We start from the raw sequence: 26,359 nt of genomic DNA, 5'->3' as shown, positions 1-26,359 counted from the left end.
CCGCCCTAATCATACGCAACTGTCATATATACGCAGTTGTCGTCCGGTCTGTCACCTGCTGTTCACAAGTTGCGCCCCGCGCCAGCCCTTGCCCCGGATAACGTGGCGCGCGGGGGCCGTTCGTGTCACGCACCCTGCGAGTCCCAGCTACCTGAGAGGGTTTTTTCACGATGAATCGTGGCCTCCACGACATTGCGAACCGCTTCAAGCGCAAAACCGCAGCGTCGCTCTCGCCCGTCGAGCCCAAGCCGCGCTCCGGGATTGTCAGCCGCACGCTGCTGGTCACCGCGATCGGCCTGTTCGCCGGCGCTGCCGCGCTGGGCATGGTGCAGCATCCCGATCGCTCCGACATCCCCTCCGCCCGCATCATCCAGAGCATCCTGCCCCTGACCGCCGAACAGGTCGAAGTCAGCACGCCGAGCGCCGCGCCCTACATCAGCGAAACCCGCATCCGCGCGGGCGACACGCTGGCCGCGGTGCTGCAGCGCCTGGAACTGGACGCGCCGGAACTGCAAACCTTCCTCACCCACGACGCCAGCGCCCGCAGCATCTACAAGCTCTATCCGGGCCGCTCGGTCCAGGCGGCGACCGACGAAGACGGCAACCTGATCTGGCTGCGCTACATCCACACGCCCGGCAACGAGACCGACGGCCAGGTCGTCACCCGCATGCTGCACGTGGCCCCGGCCGGCAACAGCTACAAGGCCGAGGAAATCACCGAGAGCACCGATCGCCAGACCCGCGTCGCGGTCGGCACCATCCGCTCCTCGCTGTTCGGCGCCACCGATGCGGCCGGCATCCCCGATTCCGTCACGCTGCAGATGGCCGACATCCTCAGCGCCAAGATCGACTTCCTGCGCGACCTGCGGCAGGGCGACCAGTTCCGCGTGGTCTACGAAGTGCGCTCGCACGACGGCCGCTATGCCGGCGCCGGACGCGTGCTGGCGCTGGAGTTCATCAACGGCGAGAAGACCTACAACGCCGTCTGGTTCAGCCCCGACGGCAAGAGCGGCTCGTATTACGATTTCGACGGCACCAGCCTGCGCGGCGCCTTCCTTCGCACCGCCCTGAAGTTCAGCCGCATCAGCTCGACCTTCGGCATGCGCATGCACCCCATCCACAAGACCTGGACGGGGCACAAGGGCGTGGACTACGCCGCGCCGTCGGGCACGCCCATCCATTCCACGGCTGACGGCACGGTGGAATTCTCGGGCTGGCAGAACGGCTACGGCAACGTGGTCATCGTCAAGCACCACGGCAAGTACTCGACGCTGTACGCGCACCAGAGCCGCATCGCCGAAGGCATCACCAAGGGCTCCAAGATCTCCCAGGGCCAGCTGCTCGGCTACGTGGGCGCCACCGGCTGGGCCACGGGCCCGCACCTGCACTACGAATTCCGCGTGGACAACCAGCCCATCGACCCGCTGTCGGTGGACCTGCCCGTGGCCCGCACGCTGGAGCCCGCGGAAATCCGCGCCTTCAAGCAGGCCGTGGCGCCGTACCAGCAGCAGATCCAGCTGCTGACGGAATTCCAGCAGACCCTGCCCGACGCGCTGACCAACGTGGCCAGCCGCTGAGCGCGCGAACATGAGCGCTTCCGGCGGCCCGCGCGATTCCCAGCCCGGCCGCCTCCAGGCGGCGGGCGCCGCGCCCGCCCGCCCCGCTCCCGGACTCTATATCGGCCTGATGTCGGGCACCAGCGTCGACGGTGTCGACGGCGTGCTGGCCCGGCTGGCCCACGGCCAGCCGCCGCAGGTGCTGGCCAGCGCCAGCCTGGACATGCCCTCCGCCCTGCGCGCCGAGCTGCTGTCGCTGAACCACGCCGGCGCCGACGAACTGGCGCGCGCCGCGCTGGCGGCCAATTCGCTGGCGCGTCTCTATGCCGACACAGCCGCCCGCCTGCTCGACGCATCCGGCGTCGCGCCGCGCGATGTAATCGCCATCGGCGTCCACGGACAAACCGTGCGCCACCGGCCCGACAGCGGCTATACCGTGCAATTGAACGCCCCGGCGCTCCTGGCCGAGCTGAGCGGCATCGACGTGGTGGCCGATTTCCGCAGCCGCGACGTGGCCGCCGGCGGCCAGGGCGCGCCGCTGGTGCCGCCCTTTCATGCGGCGATCTTCGGCGCGCCACGGGCGCGCGCGGTGCTGAACCTGGGCGGCATCGCCAACGTCACGCTGCTTGCGCCCGGCACGCCGGTGCGCGGCTTCGACACCGGCCCCGCCAATGTGCTGCTGGACGGATGGTGCCAGCGCCACCTGAACCAGCCCTTTGACGCCGACGGCCGCTGGGCGGCCAGCGGCCAGGTGCTGGCGCCGCTGCTCGAGGCGTTGATCGCGGGCGAACCCTGGTTCGCCCTGCCGCCACCCAAGTCCACCGGGCGCGATCTCTTCAACATGCGCTGGCTGGACGACCGGCTGGCGGCCTGCGACGGCCCGCGCCCGGCGCCTGAGGACGTGCAGGCCACATTGCAGCGCCTGACGGCCAGGACCGTGGCCAACGCCATTGACGCGGCCGCCGCTGGCGTGACCGAGATCTATGTCTGCGGCGGCGGCGCGCGCAACGGCGCGCTGATGCGCGAACTGGCGTACTGCCTGCAACGGCCCGTCCATCCGACCGATGCGCTCGGCGTGCCGGCCCAGCAGGTCGAGGCGCTGGCCTTCGCCTGGCTGGCGCACCGTTTTACGGAACGCCGCCCCGCCGGACTGCCCGACGTGACCGGCGCGCGCGGTCCGCGCATCCTGGGCGCGCTCTATCCGGCCTGATTGCCCAAAACAAAAAACCCTTCGGCAAGCCGAAGGGTTTTTTAATGAGCTGACGCTCAGGGCGCGATCAGACCGAGAACGAGGAACCGCAACCGCAAGTCGTGCTGGCGTTGGGATTGCGGATGACGAACTGCGAGCCCTCGATGTCCTCCTTGTAGTCGATCTCGGCGCCGACCAGATACTGGAAGCTCATCGGGTCGACCAGCAGCTGCACACCAGCCTTGTCGAGCACGGTGTCGTCTTCGTTGACGACTTCATCAAAGGTGAAGCCGTACTGGAAACCCGAACAGCCGCCGCCTTGCACGAAGACGCGCAGCTTCAGCTCGGGGTTGCCTTCCTCGGCCAGCAGGTCCTTGACCTTGGCGGCCGCCGAGTCGGTAAAGACCAGGGGAGCAGGCGGCGGGGCCTGCAGGTCGACGGTTTCGGTCACTGCATTCATGGTTCACTCCTGGCCGTTGAGGCCGAATTTCGGTGAGCGGCGTCGCCACTCGTATGCTGTCACTATAGCGCAGCCCCGGGCCGGACTCAAAGTTCGAGCTTGACGCTGCGGGTCGCGCGCACCGTATCGCCTTCGAGCACGGTGATGGTCACGCTTTCGGGGACAAAACCCTCGGGCAAGGCCAGCATGCCCTGGCTGCGTTGATACTGGTCGAACTGCAAGGCCAGTCCGGCGGCGACACCATCGGGCGCCGGCGTCGTTTCCGACTTGACCTGCATGGGCGCGAGCTCGACGGTCACGGTCTCGCCCTTGAGCGTGCCGACCGCCTGGAAGCGCAACGCGCCCGAAAACGGTGCGCCACCATTGCGACCACTGCGCATCAGCAGCACCTTGTAGCGCAGGCCCTGCCCGGCGCGCTCGACCTGCGCGCCGCGTATATCGACCGAGCCTTCCGGCCCGGGCGGCAGCAGCTGCTCATAGAACGCCAGCTGGTCGCGCACGCGGCCGACCTCGGCCTGGGCGGCGCGCAACTGCGTTTCCAGCTCCTGCCGCGCGGCCCGCTCGATCACCAGTTCGCCATCGGCCGCGTCCAGCTGGCCCTGGGTGAAACGCAGCAGCGTGCGCTGCTGGCGCATCGCCTCTTCCTGCGCGCTGCTCGGCAGGGGATCCGAAGCAGCCGCCGCCACGCTCGCGCGCGCCTGGTGGCGGACGTAGAGACTGGTCCCCGCGACGCCCAGCGCGACGCCTAACGCGAGCGCGATGCCGACGCGCGCCAGTCCGCGAGGACGGCGCGATTGCGAAGCGATGGGAGAATCGTTGGACATGGCACTCGAAAGGGCGGCCAGCCGCCCCTCCGGCAATGCATCAGGGCAGGATCGCGACCTGGTCCAGGCCGGTGGATTCCGCGAAGCCGAACATCAGGTTCATGTTCTGCACGGCCTGGCCGGCGGCGCCCTTGACCAGGTTGTCCTGCACCACCATCACGATCAGCTGGTCGCCATTGCCCGGGCGCGACAGCGCGATGCGCAGGTTGTTGGACGCGCGCACCGAGCGGGTTTCCGGCAGGCTGCCGGCCGGCATCACGTCGACAAAGGCCTCGTCGGCATAACGCTGCTCGAACAGGGCCTGGAAGTCCGTGTCGCGCGCCTCGGGCAGGATGCGGGCGTAGAGGGTGGAGTACATGCCGCGAATCATGGGCACCAGGTGCGGCACGAAGGTCAGGCCGACCTTGCCGCCAGCGATCTTCTCCAGCTGCGAAACGATTTCCGGATGATGGCGGTGGCCCGCCACGCCATAGGCCTTGAAGTTGTCGGAGGCCTCGGAGAACAGCGAGCCCACCTCCGCCTTGCGGCCCGCGCCGGACACGCCCGACTTGCAGTCCGCGATCAGGGTCTGCGCGTCGATCAGCTTCTTGCCGCCTTCCAGCAGCGGCGCCAGGCCCAGCAGCACCGTGGTCGGGTAGCAGCCCGGATTGCCGATCACGCGGGCCTTGGAGATGGCTTCACGGTTCAGCTCGACCAGGCCGTACTGGGACTCGGCCAGCACTTCCGGGCAGGTATGGGGAATCTTGTACCAGCGCTCGAACGTGGGGATGTCCTGCAGGCGGAAATCGGCGGCCAGGTCGATCACGCGGGTGCCGGCGGCGATCAGCTCGGGCGCCTGCGCCATGGCCACGCCATGGGGCGTGGCGAAGAACACCACGTCGCAATCGGTCAGCGAGGCCTTTTCGGGCGCGGAGAAAGCGATCTTCACGCGGCCGCGCAGGTTCGGGTACATATCGGCCACCGGCAGCCCGTCTTCCTTGCGGGACGTGATGGCGGTCAATTCCACATTCGGGTGCTGCGACAGCAGGCGCAGCAGCTCGACGCCGGTGTAGCCGGTGCCGCCGACGATGCCAACCTTGATACGGGTGTTCGATGCTTGGGCCATGATGGATATGAACTCTACGTGGAACGAAACGTGATTGTATCGCCCGACAATCGCGGGCAGGCGGAGCGGCGGCCCCAAATGAAAAAAGCCCGCCGTAGCGGGCTTTTTTCTGCAGGCATCAGCGCTTGCTGAACTGCTTGCGACGACGGGCCTTGCGGAAGCCGACCTTCTTGCGTTCGACTTCGCGGGCATCGCGGGTCACGAAACCAGCTTGCGACAGCGCGGGCTTCAGGGTCGCGTCGTAGTCGATCAGGGCACGCGTGATGCCGTGACGGACTGCGCCGGCCTGGCCGGTTTCACCGCCGCCGTGCACATTGACCTTGATGTCGAACGATTCCAGGTGGCCGGTCAGTTCCAGCGGCTGGCGCACGACCATGCGGCCGGTTTCACGAGCGAAGAACTCGTCGACGGGCTTGCCGTTGACGACGATCTTGCCGGTGCCCTTCTTGATGAAAACGCGAGCCACCGAGGTTTTGCGACGGCCGGTTCCGTAGTTCCAGTTACCGATCATGGCGTTTCCTTAGATATCCAGCGTCTTGGGCTGCTGGGCGGTGTGCGGGTGCTCGGCACCGGCGTACACCTTCAGTTTCTTGATCATCGCGTAGCCCAGCGGACCCTTGGGCAGCATGCCCTTGACAGCCTTCTGGATGGCGCGGCCGGGAAAACGCTCTTGCATTTTCTCGAAGTTCGTTTCGCGGATACCGCCCGGGTACGTGGTGTGGCGGAAGTACTTCTTGTCCTTCGCCTTCGTGCCGGTAACGACGATATCGGAAGCGTTGATGATGACGATGTAATCGCCAGTATCAACGTGCGGCGTGAATTCAGGTTTGTGCTTGCCACGCAGACGACGTGCGACTTCGCTGGCCACACGACCGAGGACTTTGCCCTTGGCGTCGATCACAAACCAGTCACGTTGGACTTCATGCGGCTTGGCCACAAAGGTCTTCATGATGGTTCCTAAGAAGAAAAATGATTCCGCCGGCGGGCGTATCCCTGCCAGCGCTTCCTTCCCCCGACTAGGCCGTGATTCCCGAGAAAACCCTGGAATTTCAAGCCTCTATCAGCGTCCCGCCTAAGCGTTATTACCCGCCCGTGCAATAGCCAAAATGAGGGAAAGCCTGTGATTCTAACACAGCTGCTCAAAAAATGGGCAAGCCAGGAGGCGACGGCCTCCCGCATCCGCCCCCGTCCTCACCGGGACGGCTCGCGGGGGCAGCCAGACGAAAGGGCCTCATATAAAAGGGACAACCTTCGCTGGACGAAATGCCTGCCTGGCGGCGCCTGCCCTGACAGGCGGCAGACGTCCCGCCAGACAGCGGCCGGCGCGCGCAACCTGAACCGCGCGCGCCCCGGCAAGATCCGGTCAGGCGCCCAGATAGGCTTCCAGCACCCGAGGATGGCCCAGCAGCTCGCGGCCGGTGCCGCTCAGCGCCATGGCGCCGTTTTCCAGCACATAGCCGTGCTGGGCGATCTTCAGCGCCTGGCGCACGTTCTGCTCGACCAGGAACAGGGTCAGGCCGTCGGCGTTGATGGCGCGCAGCGAACGGAATATCTCCTGCACCACGATGGGCGCCAGGCCCATCGACGGCTCGTCCAGCAGCAACAGGCGCGGCTTGGCCATCAACGCGCGGCCGATGGCCAGCATCTGCTGCTCGCCGCCGGACAGGTTGCCGGCCATGCCGTTGATCCGCTCCTTCAGGCGCGGGAACAGATTGAAGACATACTCCAGATCCGAGCCCACGTTCTTCAGGCCGCGGCGGTAGGCGCCCAGCTCCAGGTTTTCCAGCACCGTCATGGTGGTGAGGATGGCCCGGCCTTCCGGCACCTGCACGATGCCGCGCGCGACCAGCTGGTGCGGCGGCAGGTTGGTGATGTCCTCGCCCTCGAAGCTGATGCGGCCGCTCGCCTTGGGCAGCAGCCCGGACAGCGCCAGCAGCGTGGTGGACTTGCCGGCGCCGTTGGCGCCGACCAGGGCGGTGATTTCCTTGGCGTTCAGGTCCAGGTCGATGCCGCGGACGGCTTCGATATGGCCGTAGTTGACCTCGAGTCCGCGGACTTCCAGCATTGCGCTCATTTTGCGGCCTCCGCGTGTTCGGCGTCTTCATCGTCTTCGCGGCCCAGGTAGGCCTCGATGACCTGCTCGTTGTTGCGGATCTCTTCAGGCCCGCCGCAGGCGATGATCTTGCCGAAGTTCAGCACCGCGATCTGTTCGCACAGGCCCATGACGAAGCGCATGTCGTGCTCGATCATGAGAATGGTGTAGCCGCGTTCGCGGATCGCCAGGATCTCGCGCATGAGCTCGGCGCGCTCGCCGGTGTTCATGCCCGCGACCGGCTCGTCCAGCAACAGCAGCTTGGGCTCGGTGGCCAGCGCGCGCGCCAGCTCCAGCCGGCGCTGTTCGCCGTAGGACAGATTGTCAGCCAGGTCATTGGCCTTGTGGTCCAGGCGCATCCAGGTCAGCAGCTCGTGGGCGCGTTCGCGGGCCCGCTTCTCGTGCTCGCGGAATCCCGGCAGGCCCAGCAGCAGGCTGGGGAAGCCGTAGTTCATGTGGCGGTAGGCGCCGACCACCACGTTTTCCAGCAGCGTCATCTCCTTGAACAGGCGAATGTTCTGGAACGTGCGGGCGATGCCCATGCGCGTGATCTGGTGCGGCGCGCGCCGCAGCAGGCTGTCGCCGTTGAACGTGATGGCGCCGCCGCTGGGCGGCAGCAGGCCGGTGATCAGGTTGAACACCGTGGTCTTGCCGGCGCCGTTCGGGCCGATCAGGCCGTAGATGCTGCCCTGGGGCACGGACAGATTGACGTCATGCAGCACATGCAGGCCGCCAAAGCTCTTGGAGACGGAGGAAAGCTCAAGCATGGCGCTTGCCTCCCTGACGCATCCAGCGCTTGAAGCGCGCCGGATCCCAGATGCCTTGCGGCAGGAACAACACGATCACCACCAGGATCACTCCATTGACGACCAGGCGGAAATCCGCGAAGCCGCGCAGCATCTCGGGCAGCACCGTGATGATGAAGCTGCCCAGCACCGGGCCCGCCAGGCCGCCGATGCCGCCCAGGATCGCCATGGTCAGGATTTCCACGCCACGGTCGAAGCCGTATTCGTTGGGTCCGATGAAAAAGGTCAGGTGAGCGTTCAGCGCGCCCGCCAGGCCGGCGATCATGGCGCCCGCCACGAATGCCAGCATCTTGTTGGCGCGCACGTCGATGCCCATCAGACCGGCGGCGGTTTCGTCGCCACGGATGGCGTCGAAGGCGCGGCCGATCTTGGACACGCGCACGCGCCACAGCACGAACAGCACGATGACGACCGCCAGGATCACGTGCCACCACTGGGTCAGCTGCGGGATGCCGTTAAGGCCCAGCGCGCCGCCGGTGATGGACTCGGTGTTCAGCACGGTCACGCGCACCACCTCGCCGAAACCCAGCGTCGCCATGGCCAGGTAGACCCCGGACAAGCGCAGCGTGGGCAGGCCGATCAGCGCCGCCACCAGGGCCGGCGCCAGCATGCCGCCGGCCAGCGCCACCGGGAAGGAGGCGTCGTAGTTCATGGTGAGCAAGGCGGCGGCGTAGGCGCCGATGCCCATGAAGGCCGCATTGGCCATGGCCAGCATGCCGCAGGCCAGCGTCAGCCAGATGGACAGGGCCAGCAGGGCATTGGTGCCCAGCGTCAGCACCAGGTTGCCATAAATGGCCCAGAAATTTTCGAATCCGCTCATCACACTTACGCCTTGCGTTGAACCACTTTGCCGAACAGGCCCTGCGGACGCACCAGCAGGATCAGGAACAGCAGGCCGAATGCCACCGCATCGCGCATGGTGGAGCCGATATAGGCCACCGACAGCACCTCGGCGAAGCCCAGGAACAGGCCGCCCAGCATGGCGCCGCGGATGTCGCCCATGCCGCCCAGGATGATGACCGCGATGCCCTTGTGCAGCATGGGCTGGCCCATGAGCGGGAAGAGCGCGTTCGAGTACAGCCCGATCAGCACGCCGGCCACGCCGCCCAGCGCCGCGGCGGCGAACGAAGTGGTGATGAACAGTTTTTCAACATTGATGCCCAGCAGCCAGGCGGCCTTGGGCGATTCGGCGATGGCGCGCAGCGCGCGGCCGAACTGCGTGCGGCGCATGACGAACATCAGCACGGCCATCAGCGCGAAGGACATGAAGATGATGCCCAGCTCGATCACGGTCAGGTGCAGACCGGCGACCTCGATCACTTCCTCGGGCACGGTGCCGTGCGGGAAGCGCAGGTTGCTGGCGCCGAAAATGCCCTGCGCGGCGTTGTTCAGGATGATGCCCACGCCGATGGTGGCGATCATGGGAATCAGGTGAGGCGCGTTGCGCTTGCGCAGCGGCTTGAGCACCAGGTAGTCGATGATGACGCCGGTCAGGCCCGCGACGACGAAGGCCGCCACCAGTCCCGCCCACAGCGGCAGGGCCAGGTTCTGCACCACGGTCAGCGCCGCGTAGGCCCCCACCATGAAAACCGCGCCATGCGCCAGATTGATGACCCCGAGCACGCCGAAGACCAGCGTGAAGCCCAGCGCGAACAGGGCGTAGACGCAGCCCAGCGACAAGGCGTTGACGAATTGTTGTTCCAACATGATTGGACGTTCCAGATAAAACCGAAAGGACCGCCGCGCCGCGCTGATGGCGCGGGCCTGCGCCCCGCGGATGCGCTTCTGCTTGAAGCGCTCCCGCGACAAGGAAATGCTCCCGCGCCGCTTGCGCCGCGCGGGCCTGCTGCCCCCGGGGGATGTTCTTGTCTTGGGGCGGCCCTGCTATGAAAAGCGCCTGGCGCACGCCCCGTCCAGGCCGCGCGCCAGGCGCATCCCCCATCAGGGGGACGCGTGCCGATTACTTCTCGATGACGTACTTGCCGTCCTTGGTCACGCTGACGATCGGCGCCTGGTCGGCGTCGTAGCCGGCGGGCTTGCCGGCGCGGTCGTTGGCCTGGCGGAACTTGAAGGCGCCGGTGGCGCCGGTCCACTGCACCGACGGCAGCGCGTCGCGCAGTGCCGTGCGGTCCTTGGGCAGGTCGCCGCTGATCTTGGTGTTCTTCAGGGCCTGGGCGACGATGTACATGGCGTCGTACGACTGGGCCGCGAACTGGTCGGGCGCGCCGTTGAACTTGGCCTTGTAGGCGTCGATGAACTTCACGTTCTCGGCCGACTTGTTCTCGATGGACCAGGGGCTGCCGATCCACAGGTTGTTCGACGCGCCGCCGGGAGCCAGGTCGAAGATCTTGACCGAGTTCATGCCGTTGCCGCCGATGACCGGCAGGTTGATGCCGAGCTGGCGGGCCTGCACCATGATCGGGGCGCCTTCGGCCAGCAGGGCCGACAGCACGATGGCGTCGGGGTTGGTGCCCTTGATCTTGGTCAGCTGGGCCTTGAAGTCCACGTCGCCCTTGGCGAAGGTCTCGGTCGTGGTGACCGGGATCTTCTGGTCTTCCAGGGCCTTCTTGAAGTTGTCGTAGCCGCTCTTGGTGAAGACGTCGTCGTTGCCGTAGAGCACCGCCACGTTCTTCAGGCCGGTCTTGGCCTTGACGGTGGAGATGGTGGCCGGCAGCACGTCGGCTTCGGTGACCGAGTTGCGGAACACGTAGTTGCCGATGGAGGTGATGCCATCGGCGGTGTTGGAGGTGCCGAAGACGACCGTCTTGGCGGCCTGGGCGATCGGGTCGGCGGCCTGGGCCGAGTTCGACAGCGTCGGGCCGAAGACCATCAGGACGTTGTCCTTGAAGATCAGCTTCTTGAAGACGTTGATGGCTTCTTCCTTCTTGCCCTGTTCGTCCTCGATCACCAGCACGACCTTGTTGCCGTTGATGCCGCCGGCGGCGTTGATTTCATCGGCAGCCAGCTGGAAGCCGTTGCGGATCGACGCGCCGTACTGGGCGGCGCCGCCCGACAGGGCCTCGGCCACGCCCAGCTTGAGGTCGGCCGCGTGGGCAGCCGGAACGACACCGGCCGCGATCAGCGCGGCCAGCAGCTTCTTGGTCTTCGATTGCATGGTTGATACCACCCTAAAGTCTGTCTCGGAATGTTTGGTAATCCGGGTCGGCCAGGCCTGCCGGATTGACGGCGGTTGCCGCTCGAAGGCGGCGCGTTCGCGCGTCAAGACCCGGCATATTACTCCTTTTGTATCAGGCCGAAACTTGAATGCCGTTCAACAAAAGGCGCCAAACCGCCCGATTTCTAGTCAAAAACCAGGGGAAATCAGTGAAAACCCCACTCCTTGCCGAATGCCATTCGGCAACGGCCTCCTGCTCAGCTCCTGGCCGACAGCGCCACGCCCAGGTACTGGCCGTAGGCGCCCTCGGTCAGGCGGAACCAGGGCATCTCGCTGTCGCGAAAACCCATATAGCTGCTGTGCAGCGCCTTGAAGGCCGGGTCCTTGTCGCCCAGTTCCTTGTAGAGCTGCTGCGTGGCCTCGAAGGCCGCGTCCATGATCGAGCGGGAAAAGGCGCGCAACTGCGCGCCATTGGCCGTCAACTGCGCCAGGGCGCCGGGATTGCGCGCGTCATAGCGGGCCGAGGCGGCGGCGTGCGCGGCACGGGCGGCGGCCTCGACCACCGATTGGTAGTTCTTGGGCAGCTTGCTCCAGGCCTCGTCATTGATATAGAGCGACAGCTGGCCGCTGCCCGCCCACCAGCCCGGCCCGTAATAGAACTTGGCGAACTTGTTCAGCCCTAGCTTGCTGTCATCGTAGGCGCCCGAGCCGGCCACGGCCTCCAGGCCGTCCTTCTCGGCCGCCTGCGCCAGCTCGGCCAGCGCCGCCTGTTGCGGCGCCACGCCCAGGCGGGCCAGCACGTCGGCGGCCAGGCCGTCCACGCGCATCTTCAGGCCCTTCAGGTCGCCCACGCGCTTGACCTCTTTCCTGAACCAGCCGCCCATCTGGCCGCCGGTATTGCCCAGCGGGAAGTTGACGGCCTTCAGGGGCTTGAACAGCTCGCGGGTCAGGCGCAGGCCCTCGCCTTCCATCATCCAGGCGTCCATCTGGCGCGCGGTCAGGCCGAAAGGCATGCCGGCATCGAAGCAAAAGGCGGGATTGCGCGCGTGCAGCAGCGCGGAAGAGGCGTGGGCGCATTCGACCTTGCCGGCGCCGACCGCGTCGACCAGCTCGGCCGCGGGCGCGACCTCGCCCTCGGGCAGGTGGCGGATGCTGAACTTGCCGCCGGTGGATTCGGAAACGAACTTGCAGAAGGTCTCGCCCGCGCCGAAGCGCAGGTCCAGGGCGCTGGGGAAACCGGAGGCCAGGCGCCACTTCAACGACGGCGAATCCTGGGCATATGCCGGCGCGGCGATGGCCGCGCCCGTTGCCACGGCGCCGAGCCCCGCCTGTTTCAAGAATGAACGTCGTTGCATCTCTTGCTCCTTCTTTACAGCAACACCAGGGACTTCCAGCAATACCCGCCGGATATTACACGCTGGCGGGGTCAGGGATTGCTAGAGGAATTCCCGAGCAGGTAAGGGATTGCAAAGGCAGGATTGCAAAGACGCGACGGCGCGGGCGGCCGGGCAAGGCGGCGTTGGCCGGGGCCGCGCCCCGGCCAACGGGATCAGACGCCGGCGATGGCCATCTGCTCGATCAGGATCGAGCCCGTGGTCTTGGTGCCGCGCGAGATGACGTCGGCGCCCACCGCCACGATCTGGCGGAACATGTCGTTCAGGTTGCCGGCGATGGTCACTTCCTGCACGGCGTGCTGGATCTTGCCGTTCTCGACCCAATAGCCGAACGCGCCGCGCGAATAGTCGCCGGAGACGTAGTTCACGCCCTGCCCGATCAGCTCGGTGACCAGGAAGCCCGTGCCCATCTTGCGCAGCATGGCTTCGAAATCGTCGCCGGCCTGGGTCTGGGTGGAGCTGAAGGTCAGGTTGTGCGAGCCGCCGGCGTTGCCGGTGGTGGTCATGCCGAGCTTGCGGGCGGTGTACGAGGACAGGAAATAGCCTTCCAGCACGCCGGCCGTCACCACGCTGCGCTTGCGCGTGCGCACGCCTTCGTCGTCGAACGGCGAGCTGCCCATGGCGCCACGCACGTGCGGATCCTCGGTCAGGTTGATGTGCGACGGGAAGATCGGCTTGCCCAGGGCGTCGAGCAGGAAGCTGGCCTTGCGGTACAGCGCGCCACCGTTGGCCGCCTGCGTCAGGGCGCCGACCAGGCCCAGGGCCAGCGGCGCCTCGAACAGCACCGGGAACTTGCCGGTGCGGATACGGCGCGCCGACAGGCGCGACAGCGTGCGCCCGGCGGCATAGCGACCCACGGCCTCGGGCGAGGCCAGGCTGGCCGGATCGCGCTCGGACGTGTACCAGTAATCGCGCTGCATGCCGTTGCCGCGGCCGGCGATCGGCGCCACCGACAGGCTGTGGCGCGAATAGGCGTAGCCACCCAGGAAGCCACGGGTATTGCCCATGACGAACTGGCCTTCGTAGGTGCCCACCGAGGCGCCATCGGTATTGGTGATGCGGGAATCGACCTCGCGGGCGGCGCGCTCGGCGCGCAGGGCCAGCTCGGCCGCCTCTTCGGTGGACACCGGCCAGGCGTGGTGCAGGTCCAGGTCGGGGAATTCGGTGGCCAGCTGATCGGCGTCGGGCAGGCCGGCCGCCGGGTCGGCGGCGGTATGGCGGGCAATGTGCCAGGCCGCTTCCACGGTCTGGCGCAGCGCCGCCTCGGAAAAGTCGGAGGTCGAGGCCGAGCCTCGGCTCTGGCCGGCGTAGACCGTCAGGTCCAGCGAGCGGTCGCGGGTCTGCTCGACGGTTTCGATGTCGTTCTTGCGCACGGAGACCGACAGCCCCAGGCTCTCGGAGACTTCAGCCGCCGCGTCCGAGGCGCCGATCTGGCGCGCGTAGGCGAGGGTTTGCTCGACGAGTTCGGAAAAACGCGCGTGATTTGCCGCCAGCGGCAGGGATGAGGAGGGTTTGACCATTGCTGTCCAATTTGCAGAGACGGTTATCATAGCCAAGTCTGTCATTGCGCAGTTTTCCATGAATTCCCATCCCGAAGAAGAATCCGTCGACGAAGGCTACGACGAGAACGGCTACGACCGTCCCAGCAAATCCCAGGTCAAGCGCGAGATGCACGCGCTGCTGGACCTGGGCAAGCAGCTGATCGCCCTGTCGCCCGAACGCCTGAAACAGCTGCCGCTGGCGGAACGCCTGTACGAAGCCATCCGCATGGCCCAGCGCACCACCAGCCGCGAGGGCCTGCGCCGCCAGACCCATTTCGTGGGCAAATTGATGCGCGACGCCCCCGCCGAGGAAATCCGCGCCCAGCTCGACGTCTGGGAAAACGGCTCGCGCGAGGAAACCGCCGCCATGCACCGGCTGGAGACCCTGCGCGACCGCCTGCTCGACGACGACGAGGCCCTGACCCGCCTGCTGGAGAACAATCCGCAGGCCGACGTGCAGCACCTGCGCGCCGTGATCCGGGCCGCGCGCAAGGAAAAACAGGCCAACGCCGCCCTGCTGCAAGGCCAGGAGCCGCAAAAGAAGCAGTACCGGGCGCTGTTCCAGGCGCTCAAGGCCCTCATCCACTGATTCCATCCATGACCGCCACGACCGACCTGCTCGACTGCATCGAGATCGAAACCGCCCCCAATCCCACGCACGCCGTGATCTGGCTGCACGGGCTGGGCGCCGACGGCAACGACTTCGCGCCCATCGTGCCGGAGCTGGACCTGCCGGCCGGCAGCAAGGTGCGCTTCGTGTTCCCGAACGCGCCGGTGCAGCCGGTGACCATCAACAATGGCATGGCCATGCGTTCCTGGTACGACATCCTGGTGATGGACCTGGTGCGCGTCGAGGACGGCGCCGGCATCCGCCGCTCGGAAGCCGAGATCCACAAGCTGATCGCGCGCGAGAACGCCCGCGGCATCCCCACGTCCAACATCGTGCTGGCCGGCTTCTCGCAGGGCTGCGCCATGACGCTGCACACCGGCCTGCGCCTGCCCGAGAAGCTGGCCGGCATGATGGGCCTGTCGGGCTACCTGCCGCTGCTGGACACGGCCGAGGCCGAGCGCCACGGCGCCAATGCGCGCACTCCGATCTTCCTGGCCCACGGCACTTTCGATCCGGTCGTGCCGCTGGCGCGCGCCAAGGCCACGCTGGCCGAGCTGCAGCGCCTGGGCTGCGACGTGCGCTGGCACACCTATGGCATGCCGCATTCCGTGTGCGCCGAGGAAGTGGCCGACATCTCGCGCTTCCTGCGCGAAGTGCTGAGCTGAGCAAGTCAACGACCGCCCCCCGGATACGCCACCTGCAGCATAAATAGCAGGCGCTACCCCATCGGGGCCGCACGGAGCCGGCTTCGCCGGTCCGTAGCGGCGCCCCCCTGGGGGGGAAGCGCGCAGCGCTTCGGGGGGGACTAAACCTCTAGCCAGACCCGCCGCATGGTCGGGTCTTCCGGGTCGGGATCATTGGTGAAACCCAGGCTGGTCATCAGCGCCAGCATGGGCCGGTTGGTCGACAGCACCAGCCCGTCGATGTATTCCAGCCCCTGCTCGCGCGCCGCGTCGATCAGCGCCGACATCAGCTGACGCCCCAGGCCGCGGCGCTGCCAGTCGTCGCCGATCACCAACGCGTACTCGGCGCCGCGCCCGTCCGGGTTGCGCAGATAGTGCGCGAAGCCCACCAGCACCTCTCTCGGATGGCCGCGATTGGCGGGATTGGGCACCAGCGTGGCGGCGACCAGCGCCAGCTCGCGGTGATAGTCCACCTGGGTATAGCGCGACACCATGCGCGGCGTCAGCTCGCGCATCATCGACACGAAACGCATGTAGCGCGAGCGCTCGGACAGGCCGCGGATGAACTCCTGCAACGACTCGGCGTCCTCGGGACGGATCGGCCGCAGCACCCACGGGATGCCGTCGTTGAAGCGTCGCACCTGCACCAGCCGCGCCGGATACGGGTGGATCGCCATGTGCGGGTAGCCGGCGGTCTGCGGCGTGGCGCAGCCGGGCGTCTCGGTCAGCGTCATGCGCAGTCCGCCCGCGCGCAGCTGGGTTTCGCCCGCGTAGAGCGGATCGATGTCGAGCGATTCGATGTCCGGCAATTCCGAGACCAGTTCGGACACCTGCACCAGCGCCTGCTGCAGCGCCTCGGCCGCCAGATGGCCGACGCGCGGCGCCAGCACGCGGCGCCATAGCCGGCTGCGCTCGATCAGCTGGCGCGCCAGGAAGCCGTTGAGCGGCGGCAGGTCCATGCCACGATCGGACTGCGACAGGAAGGCGTCCGGGCCGCCCGCGCCAAAGCGGATCACGGGGCCGAATTGCGGATCGCGACGCACGCGCACCGCCATGGGACGCGACTCGGGTTCGGCCGAGGCCACCTCCAGAGGCGCATCGCGCAAGGGCACGTAGAACAGCGCCAGCAGGGAGCGGATCTCGGACGTGTTCAGCTCGCGCCGGCATTCGGCGCGCACCCGCGCCAGCAGGTCCCGGGCCGCGACCAGGTCGGGAACATGGCTGGCGGGCTCGGGCGGCTGGGTCTGCAACAGCAGCTGCTGGTTGTAGTGATGCGTGGCCAGCACGCCGAAGGCGTCAGCGGCGGACTCTGGCGTGCGAAACGCCGAAGTGCCGGCATCGTCCAGCATGCGCCGCAGCGGCCGCATGCCGGCGTCGCCCATGAAACAGGTCACCACGGGCTTCCTGGCCTTGGGCGCGACCTGGGCCAGCTCGCGCGCCACGGCCGGCATGTCGGCCAGCGCGTCCGGCGCCAGCAGCACCAGCACGCCGTCCACGCCTGCATCGTCCAGCACGGCGTCGAGGATCGCGCGGATGCGCTCGGGCGTCAGCGGCACATAGGTGATGACGGGATTGGCGATGGCCGCGTCCGGCTCCAGCATGGCCGCCAGCGCCCGCTGTGTCGCGGGCGTCAGCTCGGCCTTGAGCACGGCGGCGTCGGGGCCGATCAGGTCCAGGGCCAGCTGCGGCGGTCCGTTGCCGTTGGAGATCAGCGCCACGCGCCGCCCCTTCGGCCGCCGGGTATAGCCCAGCACCTTGACCGCCGAGAACAGCTGCACGAAGTAGCGCACCCGCACCGCGCCGGCGCGCCGCAGCGCGGCGTCGAACACAGCATCGCTGCTGTCGGCGCCGTGCTGGCCGGCCTTGAGCACGATGACCGGCTTCACGCTGGCGGCGGCGCGCAGCACGCTCATGAACTCGCGCGCCGGCCCGACGTCCTCCAGATAGAGCACGATGCTGTCGGTGCGCGGGTCGCTGGCCAGGTAGTCCAGCACCTTGGACAGTCCGACCACGGCCTCGTCGCCCAGCGAGACGGCGACGGAAAAGCCGATGTGCACGTCCTCGGCCCAGTCCATGACCGCCGCCATGATGGAGCGCGACTGGGCCAGCAGGGCCACCCGGCCCGGGCGCGCCAGCACCGGGTGCTGGCTGAGGTTTAGGCCGGCGTGCGGGCGCTGCGCGCCGAAGGAGCGCGGCCCCAGCAGCTCGCAGCGGTTTTCCTCGGCCCAGGCGCGGCACAGCGCCAGCGTGCCGCGCGGATACGGATCGGGCAGTTCGTGCGGCAGCAGGATGACGGAGCGGGGCGACAGCGCCGCCAGCCGGCGCAGCGTTTCCGGCAGCACTGCCGGCGACACGCAGACCAGGGCCAGGTCGGGACGCTCGCCCGGCGCCAGGCCGTTCAGGCTGGCGGGCAGCTCGGGCGCCTCGCTCACGGCGCAATCGACCACCGTGCAGCGGGCCTTGAGCGCCGGCGACAGGGATCCCGCCGCCGGCAGGGGCCGGTCGGCCACGATCACCAGCGAACCGGGTTCGAACATCGGGGCCAGGGTGTGTCGCAGCATGGGGTGGCGGGCGCGATTCGGGCGCTAATCTAAAATAGCGTCCATCGTAACAAGACCAGCCCGCCGCATGTTTGATGTGGCCCCTGCCGGACGCCGCTTTGTGGCGTCGCCGCCATCACCGCTACGCTTCCTATGACCGCCAACGCTTCCTCCCCCATCCGCACCCGCTTCGCGCCCTCGCCCACCGGCTTCCTGCACCTAGGCGGCGCGCGCACCGCGCTGTTCTCGTGGGCCTTCGCCCGCCACCACCAGGGCACCTTCGTGCTGCGCATCGAGGACACCGATGTCGAGCGCTCCACGCCCGAGGCGGTGCAGGCGATCCTGGACAGCATGGACTGGCTTGGCATGCAGCCCGACGAAGGCCCGTTCTACCAGATGCAGCGCATGGACCGCTACCGTGAAGTGGTCGCGCAGATGCTGGCCGCCGGCACCGCCTACCATTGCTACAGCTCGCCCGAGGAAGTGGAAGCCATGCGCGAGGCCGCCCGCGCCCGTGGCGACAAGCCGCGCTACGACGGCACCTGGCGTCCCGAGCCGGGCAAGACCCTGCCGCCGGTGCCCGCCGGCCGCCAGCCCGTGGTCCGCTTCAAGAACCCGCAGGACGGCGCCACCTCGTGGAACGACATGGTCAAGGGCGTGATCAGCTTCGACAATACCGAGCTGGACGACCTGATCATCGCCCGTCCCGACGGCACGCCCACCTATAACTTCTGCGTGGTGGTGGATGACTGGGACATGGGCATCACCCACGTGCTGCGCGGCGACGACCACGTCAACAACACCCCGCGCCAGATCAATATCCTGCGCGCGCTGGGCGCCGCGCTGCCCGAATACGGCCACGTGCCCATGATCCTGGGCCCGGACGGCGAGAAGCTGTCCAAGCGCCACGGCGCGGTCAACGTCATGGAATACGACAACGAGGGCTACCTGCCCGAGGCCATGATCAACTACCTGGCCCGCCTGGGCTGGAGCCACGGCGACGACGAGCTGTTCAGCCGCGAGCAGCTGGTGAGCTGGTTCGACACCCGCCACCTGTCCAAGTCCGCCTCGCAGTGGGACCCGAAGAAGCTGAACTGGGTCAACGCCCACTACATCAAGCAGATGGACGACGCCGAGCTGGCCGAGCGCGTCGCCCCCCGCGTGGCCAAGCGCGGCGGCCACCCGGAAAAGACCAACCTGCCCGGCATCATGGGCCTGCTCAAGGACCGCGCCGAAACGCTGGAACAGCTCGCCGACGGCGCCATGCTGTTCTGCGGCGAATTCAAGCCGGCCCCCGCCGAGCTGGCCGAACAGCACCTGACGCCGGCCGCGCGCGAGGCGCTGGCGGACTTCGCGCAACGCGCCCAGGGCACCGAATGGACCCGCGAGGCGCTGTCCGCGCTGATCAAGGCCGTGCTGGCCGACCGTGGCCTGAAGATGCCGCAGCTGGCCATTCCGCTGCGCGTGGCGGTGGTGGGCCAGACGCAGACGCCGGCGGTGGACGCCGTGCTGGCGCTGCTGGGCAAGGAAACGGTGCTGGCGCGCCTGGCCTCGGTCTGAGGCGCGCGCCCGGCCATGCAACTGTCCCTGGACGACCTGACCAATCTGGCGTCACAACGCCCGATCGGCGGCCGCCATCCCTGGGACAGCAACGACGAAGCCCAGGTCGATGGTTTCTACCGGCGCGTCTGCGCCGAACTGGAGCGGACGCTGCCCGCGGCCTCGCGTATCGCCTGGGGACACTATGGATCGGGCTACGCGTCCTTCGTCGACGCCTGGTTCTACCGCGAGGAGCGTGATTTCAAGACGGGCAAGGGCGACCAGCATATCGGCCTGGTGATCCTGCTATGCCGGCTGGCGCCCTGCTTCGTCTTCATGCAGGGCGAGAAATGGCGCCATGCCAGGGGCGGCAGCAGCTACCTGCCCGCGCTGGACATGGTCGACCGGCTGGACTCGCCGGCGGTCGCGGCCCTGGCCGAGCGCGCCCAGCCCGTGCTGGAGCGACACGGATTGGCGCGCGCCAGGCGTGCCGAACTGGAAGCGCCGCTGCCGCCGGATCTGAGCATCCCCACGATACTGTCCGATCCGCCCTACGCCGTGTTCGACGCCTTGTTCCACTGGGAAGACTGAAACGCGCGGCCAGCAGGCCGCGCTTGGGCGCGCCCGCCGCCTCAGGCCGTGGCCGGCGCCGCGCGGCGCTTGAGAGCCCAGGCGAAGCCCGCGCCCAGCACGGGCAGCATCACGGCCGAACCGCCGAACAGCGCGGCCGCCCCGATCTCGTCCACCACCGCGCCGGCCAGCGCCACGCCGGCGGCCTGCCCCATGAACAGACAGGACGCGAACCAGGCCACTGCCGTGCCGCGCGCGGACGGCACCATCTGGGTGGCATTGGTCTGCAAGGTAGCGTGCAGCAGGTAATAGCCGAAGCCCGCCAGCACGCTCGCCGGCAGGCTCCACACCCAGGCCGGCCCCAGCAGATAGGACAGGAAGGCCACGCCCAGCACCAGCCCGCCCGCCACCGCCAGTCCGCGCTCGCCGAGCCGCTTGAGGATGCGACCGGCCACCACGGTGTATAGCAATCCGCCCACCGCATAGACCGCCACCAGCGCGCCGGCGGCGGTCAGCGAAATATCGAAGCGCTCGTGCAGATAGGACGGAGCGAAGGCCAGCGCGCCGAACACCAGCAGCCCCTCGATGAATACGGTCGCCAGCACCACGCGCGGCCAGGGCGCGCCCAGCACCAGCCGCGCCTGCGCGACAAAGCCCTGGCGCGCGCCGGCGGCCAGGCCCGCGCCCAGGCCGGCCGCCTGCTGGCGCCGGACTTCCTGGCGCAACAACAGACCAACTATCAGATAACCGCAAACCAGCGCCGCGAAAGCCCAGCGCCAGCCCACCGTGTCGGCGAACAGGCCGCCGGCGAGCTGGCCGGCGGACATGCCGAGGATGGTGCCGGTCAGGAAACGCGCCAGCGTGGCCTGCCGGCGCTCATAGGGAACGGTGTCGCCGATCCAGGCCATGGACAGCGGCACGATGCCGGCCCCGGCCGCGCCCGACAGGGCCCGGCACAGCACCAGCACATCGAGCGACTGGGCCATGACGGCGCCCGCGCTGCCCAGCGCGCAGGCGAAGGTGGCGACGCTGACCACGCGGTACTTGCCATAGCGGTCGCCCACGGGACCGAAGAACATCTGCAGCACGCCATAGGCCACGGCGAAGGCCGTGACGGCGCGCGCGGCCTGCCCGGTGGTGGTGCCGAACTCCGCCGCGAGCTGCGGCAGCATGGGATCACAGATGCGGAAGGCGCTGGCGCTGACGAAGGCAGCCAGGGCGAGCAGCGCGATGGCGCGCGCTTCGGAGGACAGGGCGGGCATGATGGCCGGGACGTGGTGGCAGGCGAAACCCGCACCTTACCGCAGCCCGCCGCGGCCGACCCGGCCGCCGGGCGAAATGTCCGCCCGGCGCAACGCTCAATACGGCAGGCGGTAGCCCTGCGGCATGCGGCGGGCGGTCACGACCTGCCCGCCGGACTTCAGCTCGCGCAACGTCAGCTTGGCCTGTTCGACCTTCTCGACGCGGTAGCGGTTCAGGTAGATGGGATCGTCGAAGTCCACGATCTCGCCGTTCGAGACGGTGGTGCGCATGGTGTAGACGCCGTCGGCCACGGTCCAACAGCCGCTCTCGCGCAAGGCCGGACGCGTCTTGCGGCCGATCTTGAGCTGGGTCTCGTATGCCATGGTGCCGTCGGCGCGCAGCACGGTCAGCGACTGGAAGTCGCCGCTCACGCCACGCGGCTTGGAACTCGAATACCAGGTGCCGACCATCGGATCACCGCTCTTGACGGGCACGCAGGCCGGCGGCTTGGGCGGTCCCTCGGGCTTGGCCTCCGTGATGGCGGCGGGCTTCCTGGCGGCGCAACCGGCCAGGATCAGGGCGACGCCAAACGCGCCGGCCATACGCAAATACAGACTGCTCATGAATTCCTCAACACGTCCGCCGACGCGCCGCGCCGATCCCCCGGCGCGCCCCTCGCGCGACAAACATCAGGCACTCTAAAGAGGGCAAGATGAAGAATCAACGACGATTGCTGCGACCGCGCGCGCCTAGTGCAATTGCGCAACAGTCGAGCTGGCGCGGCGCCAGTTTTAGCGCTGGAACCCGCAAAAATGCGTTGGTTTCAAGCGACACGGCCTCGGGGCGCGCACGATGTCGACGCGCTGCATGCGCCGCCCTGCCACGTCGCGGTGCTCTTTATATAGAGCGGAAGAGCGCCGCGACATCCACGCCTCACAACGGCAGGCGCTGCTCGTGCTTGATCTCGCGCAGCGCCACGATGGTGCGGGTCTGGCGGATGCCCGGCATGTTGAACAGGAAGCGGTGCAGGAAGCGGTCGTAGGCTTCGGGGCTTTCCACCAGTATCTTCAGCAGGAAATCCGAGTCGCCCGTGACCGCATAACATTCAAGGATCTCGGGCGCGTCGCGCACCGAGCGCTCGAAGTTCTCGACCGTATTGGCGGAATGCCGCTCCAGGCTGATCTGCGCGAACATGCAACCCAATCCGACCTTGGCCCGGTCCACCTGCGCGCTGTAGCCCTGGATCACGCCGCTGGCTTCCAGCGCCTTGACCCGCCGCCACACCGGAGCGGCCGACAGGCCGACCTTGTCCGACAGCTGCTGCGCCGAGGCCCGGCCGTCCTCCTGCAGGGCCTTGAGGATGTTGATGTCGGTCTTGTCCATATGGGTTTGTCTCCTGTTTTGATCTGATTATCGGGAAAACGAAATATTCATTGCGAATTATAGGGATAGCACGATCCGATAACGCAATAAACCCGATGCTCCGCGAACCTATCATGGTGCCAAACTAGGAGCATCAACCATGGACGGCACCCCCGCCCCCGAACCTCAGCTGGATCTGGACTACCAGCTGGGCGATAACCTCACGCGCAGCACCGGCCGCATTTTCCTGACCGGCACCCAGGCGCTGGTGCGCATCATGCTGACGCAGCGCCGGATGGATAAGGAGCGCGGCCTGAACACGGCCGGCTTCGTGTCCGGCTACCGCGGATCGCCGCTGGGCGGCGTGGACATGGCCATGTGGAAGGCGCAGAAGGCGCTGGACGCCAACCAGATCAGCTTCCTGCCCGGCATCAATGAAGATTTGGCGGCCACGGCCGTCATGGGCACGCAGCAGGCCGGCATGCGCACGGACCGCAAGGTCGATGGCGTGTTCGCCATGTGGTACGGCAAGGGTCCGGGCGTGGACCGCGCCGGCGACGCCCTGCACCACGGCAATGCCGCGGGCGCCTCGCGCAACGGCGGCGTGCTGGTGGTGGTGGGCGATGACCATACCGCCGTCTCGTCCTCGATCCCGCACGCCAGCGAGGCCTCGCTGATCGGCTGGCAGATGCCCATCGTGCATCCCTCGTCCATCGACGAATACGAGACCTTCGCGCTATGGGGCTGGGCGCTGTCGCGCCACTCGGGCGCCTGGGTGGCGTTCAAGGCCGTGTCCGAGACCATCGAATGCGGCCATTCCTTCACGCCCGCACCGCCGCAACACTACGACATGCCGGCGGATCCGGACCTGCCGCCCGAAATGCTGGAGTACTCGGCCCGCGACTTCCTGTCGCTGGCGGTCGAGACGCGCATGAACCTGCGCATGAAGGCGGTGGCCGCCTTCGCGCGCCGCCACAGCATCGACAAGCTCGCCTGTCCGGCGCCCAAGGCCGTGGCCGGCATCGTCACGGTCGGCAAGGCGCACCTGGACACCATGGAAGCGCTGGCGCGGCTGGGCGTGGACACGGTCACCGCCAACGCGCCGGTACGCATCTACAAGCCCGGCCTGACCTGGCCGCTGGACGCCGAACGCCTGCTGGAATTCGCGCGCGGCCTCTCGCACATCCTGGTGATCGAGGAAAAGGGCGCGGTGGTCGAGAGCCAGATCAAGGACCTGCTGTTCAACCTGCCCGACCGCCCCACCGTCATCGGCAAGAAAGACTTTGACGGCGAAGCGCTGGTGCCCTCGGCCGGGCAGCTGCGCCCGTCGCTGCTGGCGCGGCCGCTGGCAGCCTGGCTGGCCCGCGCGGCCGGCCTGCCCGCCGCCGGCGACCTGGCCGGTTTCGAGTGCCAGGCGCCGCTGTCCAACGAGGCCGACGGCATGCGCCGCCGCCCCTACTTCTGTTCGGGCTGTCCGCACAGCACCTCGACCAAGGTGCCCGAGGGCAGCCAGGCCCTGTCGGGCGTGGGCTGCCACTACATGGCAGCCTGGATGGACCGCGACACCGGCGGCCTGACCCAGATGGGCGGCGAAGGCGTGGACTGGATCGGTCTGTCCCGCTACACCAAGATGCCGCACGTGTTCCAGAACATGGGCGAAGGCACGTACTACCACTCCGGCTACCTGGCCATCCGCCAGGCGGTCGCGGCGCGCGCCAACATCACCTACAAGATCCTGTTCAACGACGCCGTGGCCATGACCGGCGGACAGCCGGTGGACGGCCCGATCTCGGTGCCGCAGATCTGCCAGCAACTGCGCGGCGAGAACGTGGCCCGCATCGTCGTCACCTCCGACGAACCCGAGAAATACCAGGGCGTGGACCTGGGCGGCATCCGCGTGCACCACCGCCGCGAGCTGGACGCGCTGCAGCGTGAACTGCGCGAGATTCCCGGCGTCACCGTGCTGATCCACGACCAGACCTGCGCCGCCGAAAAGCGCCGCCGCCGCAAGAAGAACCAGTTCCCCGACCCGGCCCGCCGCATGTTGATCAACAGCGCGGTCTGCGAAGGCTGCGGTGACTGCGGCGTGCAATCGAACTGCCTGTCGGTGGTGCCGCTGGAAACGCCCTACGGCCGCAAGCGCGCCATCGACCAATCCAGCTGCAACAAGGACTACTCTTGCGCCGAGGGTTTCTGTCCCAGCTTCGTGTCCGTCATGGGCGGCAAGCCGAGGAAAAGCGCCGCGCCCAAGGCCGACCAGGAGCGGCTGCAGCAGCTCATCGCGCAACTGCCGGCGCCCGCGCCGGCCGCGCTGGACCGGCCGTACCGCCTGCTGGTGGCGGGCATGGGCGGCACCGGCGTCATCACCATCGGCGCGATCATTTCCATGGCCGCGCACCTGGAAGGCCTGTCGGCCGCCGTGCTCGACCTGACCGGCCTGGCGCAGAAAGGCGGCACCGTGGTCAGCCACATCCGGCTGGCGCCGGCCGGCGCCCAGCCCGGCCCCGTGCGGCTGGACTGGCAGCAGGCCGACGCCGCCATCCTGTGCGACCCGGTGGCCTCGGTGGCGCCGGACTCGCTGGGCGCGCTGCGCCACGGCCACACCCAGGTTACCGTGAACACCTATGTGGCTCCGGTGTCGGAGTTCACCCGCAATCCGGACGCGGCCATGCGCCCCGAGGCGCTGCTGGCCAAGATCCGCCACGCCGCCGGCGATGCGCATACCGCCGCGATCGACGCGCACGCGGCCGCGCTGGCCCTGTTCGGCGACAGCATCCTGTCGAACATGTTCATGCTGGGCTATGCCTGGCAGCGCGGCGGCGTGCCGCTGTCGCACGCCGCCATCAACCGCGCCATCGAGCTGAACGGCGTGGCCGTGGCCGCGAACCGGGCCGCCTTCGACAGCGGCCGCCTGGCGGCGTACCAGCCCGACGCGCTCTCGACCGCGCTGCGTCCGCGCGCCCAAGTCGTGCAACTGCATGTGCCGGAATCGTTCGAGCACGCCGTCGCGCGCCGCCTGGCCGACCTGACCGCCTACCAGGACGCCGACTACGCCCGTCAATATCAGGACGTGGTCGAGCGGGTCGCGGCGCGCGAACGCGAACTGGCGCCCGACGCCAAGCCGCGGCTGGCGCTGGCGGTGGCGCGCAGCCTGTTCAAGCTCATGGCCTACAAGGACGAGTATGAAGTGGCGCGGCTCTACACCGGCGACGCGTTCCGGGCCCAGCTCCAGGACCAGTTCGAAGGCGAATACAGCCTGCGCTTCCACATGGCGCCGCCGATCTTCGCGCGCAAGGATCCGCGCACCGGCGTGCCGCGCAAGATGACGCTGGGTCCGCGCACCATGACCGCGCTCAAGCTGCTGGCCCGCTTCAAGCGTGTGCGCGGCACCTGGCTCGACCCGTTCGGCCGGACCGCCGAACGCAAGATGGAACGCGCCCTGATCGCCGAGTACCGCCAGACCGTGGATCAGTTGCTCGACGGCTTGAACGCGGACAAGCTCGGACAGGCGGCCACCATCGCCGCCCTCGCGGAAACGGTACGCGGCTTCGGCCACGTGAAGGCCGCGAACGTCGAGAAGTACCGGACCGAGTTGGCGCGCTTGATGCAAAGCTATACGGCGCCTGCGCCTCGCGACATGCCCCTGCGCAAAACCGCGTAAACACTCGCTCTCACGAGTCCGATCCTGGGCGCGCCTTGCTGGGCGCGCCCAGTGCATTTCGTAACAATCT

The 26,359-nt window shown here is 67.9% G+C and carries 23 protein-coding genes; 7 read left to right on the top strand and 16 right to left on the bottom strand.

Annotation, left to right across the window (positions count from 1 at the left end; all coding sequences use genetic code 11):
* Positions 1 to 170: 170 nt before the first annotated feature.
* Together C2U31_RS08095 and C2U31_RS08090 are read left to right on the top strand one after the other, a co-directional pair.
* Positions 171 to 1,577, top strand: coding sequence for a M23 family metallopeptidase (locus C2U31_RS08095; RefSeq protein ID WP_103272377.1), 1,407 nt, complete (start codon positions 171 to 173; stop codon positions 1,575 to 1,577).
* Between the two features lie 10 nt (positions 1,578 to 1,587).
* On the top strand, positions 1,588 to 2,766 hold the full coding sequence (locus C2U31_RS08090) for an anhydro-N-acetylmuramic acid kinase (RefSeq protein ID WP_103272376.1): 1,179 nt from the start codon (positions 1,588 to 1,590) through the stop codon (positions 2,764 to 2,766).
* A gap of 67 nt (positions 2,767 to 2,833) precedes the next feature.
* Here C2U31_RS08090 and erpA read toward each other — a convergent pair whose 3' ends face one another.
* From erpA to pmbA, 12 genes are all read right to left on the bottom strand, one after another.
* The gene (gene erpA, locus C2U31_RS08085; protein WP_103272375.1) at positions 2,834 to 3,205 is read right to left on the bottom strand and encodes an iron-sulfur cluster insertion protein ErpA; all 372 of its coding nucleotides are present in this window, start codon (positions 3,203 to 3,205) and stop codon (positions 2,834 to 2,836) included.
* An 86-nt stretch (positions 3,206 to 3,291) separates the two neighbouring features.
* Complete coding sequence (locus C2U31_RS08080) at positions 3,292 to 4,029, bottom strand: DUF6776 family protein (RefSeq protein ID WP_233772696.1); 738 nt, start codon at positions 4,027 to 4,029, stop codon at positions 3,292 to 3,294.
* Positions 4,030 to 4,069: 40 nt separating this feature from the next.
* Positions 4,070 to 5,134, bottom strand: a complete 1,065-nt coding sequence (gene argC, locus C2U31_RS08075) for an N-acetyl-gamma-glutamyl-phosphate reductase (protein ID WP_103272374.1) — start codon at positions 5,132 to 5,134, stop codon at positions 4,070 to 4,072.
* A 118-nt stretch (positions 5,135 to 5,252) separates the two neighbouring features.
* Positions 5,253 to 5,645, bottom strand: a complete 393-nt coding sequence (gene rpsI, locus C2U31_RS08070) for a 30S ribosomal protein S9 (RefSeq protein WP_006388641.1) — start codon at positions 5,643 to 5,645, stop codon at positions 5,253 to 5,255.
* Positions 5,646 to 5,654: 9 nt separating this feature from the next.
* Entirely contained in the window at positions 5,655 to 6,083 is a 429-nt protein-coding gene (rplM, locus tag C2U31_RS08065) for a 50S ribosomal protein L13 (protein ID WP_006217309.1), read from the bottom strand.
* A 414-nt stretch (positions 6,084 to 6,497) separates the two neighbouring features.
* Positions 6,498 to 7,208, bottom strand: coding sequence for an ABC transporter ATP-binding protein (locus C2U31_RS08060; protein ID WP_103272373.1), 711 nt, complete (start codon positions 7,206 to 7,208; stop codon positions 6,498 to 6,500).
* On the bottom strand, positions 7,205 to 7,993 hold the full coding sequence (locus C2U31_RS08055; protein ID WP_103272372.1) for an ABC transporter ATP-binding protein: 789 nt from the start codon (positions 7,991 to 7,993) through the stop codon (positions 7,205 to 7,207). The genes C2U31_RS08060 and C2U31_RS08055 overlap by 4 nt, the downstream gene beginning before the upstream one ends.
* Complete coding sequence (locus C2U31_RS08050; protein WP_103272371.1) at positions 7,986 to 8,852, bottom strand: branched-chain amino acid ABC transporter permease; 867 nt, start codon at positions 8,850 to 8,852, stop codon at positions 7,986 to 7,988. The genes C2U31_RS08055 and C2U31_RS08050 overlap by 8 nt, the downstream gene beginning before the upstream one ends.
* 5 nt (positions 8,853 to 8,857) lie before the next feature.
* Positions 8,858 to 9,739, bottom strand: coding sequence for a branched-chain amino acid ABC transporter permease (locus C2U31_RS08045; protein ID WP_103276307.1), 882 nt, complete (start codon positions 9,737 to 9,739; stop codon positions 8,858 to 8,860).
* Between the two features lie 253 nt (positions 9,740 to 9,992).
* A complete protein-coding gene (locus tag C2U31_RS08040; protein WP_103272370.1) occupies positions 9,993 to 11,147 on the bottom strand; it encodes an ABC transporter substrate-binding protein in 1,155 nt (384 codons plus the stop codon).
* A gap of 257 nt (positions 11,148 to 11,404) precedes the next feature.
* The gene (locus tag C2U31_RS08035) at positions 11,405 to 12,502 is read right to left on the bottom strand and encodes an ABC transporter substrate-binding protein (RefSeq protein WP_103272369.1); all 1,098 of its coding nucleotides are present in this window, start codon (positions 12,500 to 12,502) and stop codon (positions 11,405 to 11,407) included.
* A gap of 194 nt (positions 12,503 to 12,696) precedes the next feature.
* Positions 12,697 to 14,061: a metalloprotease PmbA gene (gene pmbA, locus C2U31_RS08030; RefSeq protein ID WP_103272368.1), complete on the bottom strand. Its 1,365-nt coding sequence runs from the start codon at positions 14,059 to 14,061 to the stop codon at positions 12,697 to 12,699.
* A 58-nt stretch (positions 14,062 to 14,119) separates the two neighbouring features.
* Here pmbA and yjgA point away from each other — a divergent pair, with 58 nt between their 5' ends.
* Together yjgA and C2U31_RS08020 are read left to right on the top strand one after the other, a co-directional pair.
* Positions 14,120 to 14,671, top strand: coding sequence for a ribosome biogenesis factor YjgA (gene yjgA, locus C2U31_RS08025; RefSeq protein ID WP_103272367.1), 552 nt, complete (start codon positions 14,120 to 14,122; stop codon positions 14,669 to 14,671).
* An 8-nt stretch (positions 14,672 to 14,679) separates the two neighbouring features.
* A complete protein-coding gene (locus C2U31_RS08020) occupies positions 14,680 to 15,357 on the top strand; it encodes an alpha/beta hydrolase (RefSeq protein ID WP_103272366.1) in 678 nt (225 codons plus the stop codon).
* Positions 15,358 to 15,497: 140 nt separating this feature from the next.
* Here the strand turns inward: C2U31_RS08020 and C2U31_RS08015 are convergent, their stop codons facing one another.
* On the bottom strand, positions 15,498 to 17,936 hold the full coding sequence (locus C2U31_RS08015) for a GNAT family N-acetyltransferase (RefSeq protein ID WP_103272365.1): 2,439 nt from the start codon (positions 17,934 to 17,936) through the stop codon (positions 15,498 to 15,500).
* Between the two features lie 132 nt (positions 17,937 to 18,068).
* Here C2U31_RS08015 and gltX point away from each other — a divergent pair, with 132 nt between their 5' ends.
* Entirely contained in the window at positions 18,069 to 19,475 is a 1,407-nt protein-coding gene (gene gltX / locus C2U31_RS08010) for a glutamate--tRNA ligase (protein ID WP_103272364.1), read from the top strand.
* 15 nt (positions 19,476 to 19,490) lie between these two features.
* Entirely contained in the window at positions 19,491 to 20,045 is a 555-nt protein-coding gene (locus C2U31_RS08005) for a hypothetical protein (protein WP_103272363.1), read from the top strand.
* A 41-nt stretch (positions 20,046 to 20,086) separates the two neighbouring features.
* Here C2U31_RS08005 and C2U31_RS08000 read toward each other — a convergent pair whose 3' ends face one another.
* The 3 genes from C2U31_RS08000 to C2U31_RS07990 form a co-directional block, all read right to left on the bottom strand.
* Entirely contained in the window at positions 20,087 to 21,286 is a 1,200-nt protein-coding gene (locus tag C2U31_RS08000) for an MFS transporter (RefSeq protein WP_103272362.1), read from the bottom strand.
* A 96-nt stretch (positions 21,287 to 21,382) separates the two neighbouring features.
* Positions 21,383 to 21,889, bottom strand: a complete 507-nt coding sequence (locus tag C2U31_RS07995) for a hypothetical protein (RefSeq protein WP_103272361.1) — start codon at positions 21,887 to 21,889, stop codon at positions 21,383 to 21,385.
* 310 nt (positions 21,890 to 22,199) lie between these two features.
* The gene (locus tag C2U31_RS07990; RefSeq protein WP_103272360.1) at positions 22,200 to 22,649 is read right to left on the bottom strand and encodes an Lrp/AsnC family transcriptional regulator; all 450 of its coding nucleotides are present in this window, start codon (positions 22,647 to 22,649) and stop codon (positions 22,200 to 22,202) included.
* 139 nt (positions 22,650 to 22,788) lie between these two features.
* On the opposite strand from C2U31_RS07990, the gene C2U31_RS07985 reads away from it, so the two are divergent.
* On the top strand, positions 22,789 to 26,289 hold the full coding sequence (locus tag C2U31_RS07985; protein ID WP_103272359.1) for an indolepyruvate ferredoxin oxidoreductase family protein: 3,501 nt from the start codon (positions 22,789 to 22,791) through the stop codon (positions 26,287 to 26,289).
* The last annotated feature ends 70 nt before the right edge of the window (positions 26,290 to 26,359 follow it).

The organism is Achromobacter sp. AONIH1, from assembly GCF_002902905.1.
Lineage (GTDB): Bacteria > Pseudomonadota > Gammaproteobacteria > Burkholderiales > Burkholderiaceae_B > Achromobacter.
Note: the sequence above shows the minus strand (reverse complement) of the source record. Positions and strands in the feature narration are given on the sequence as shown.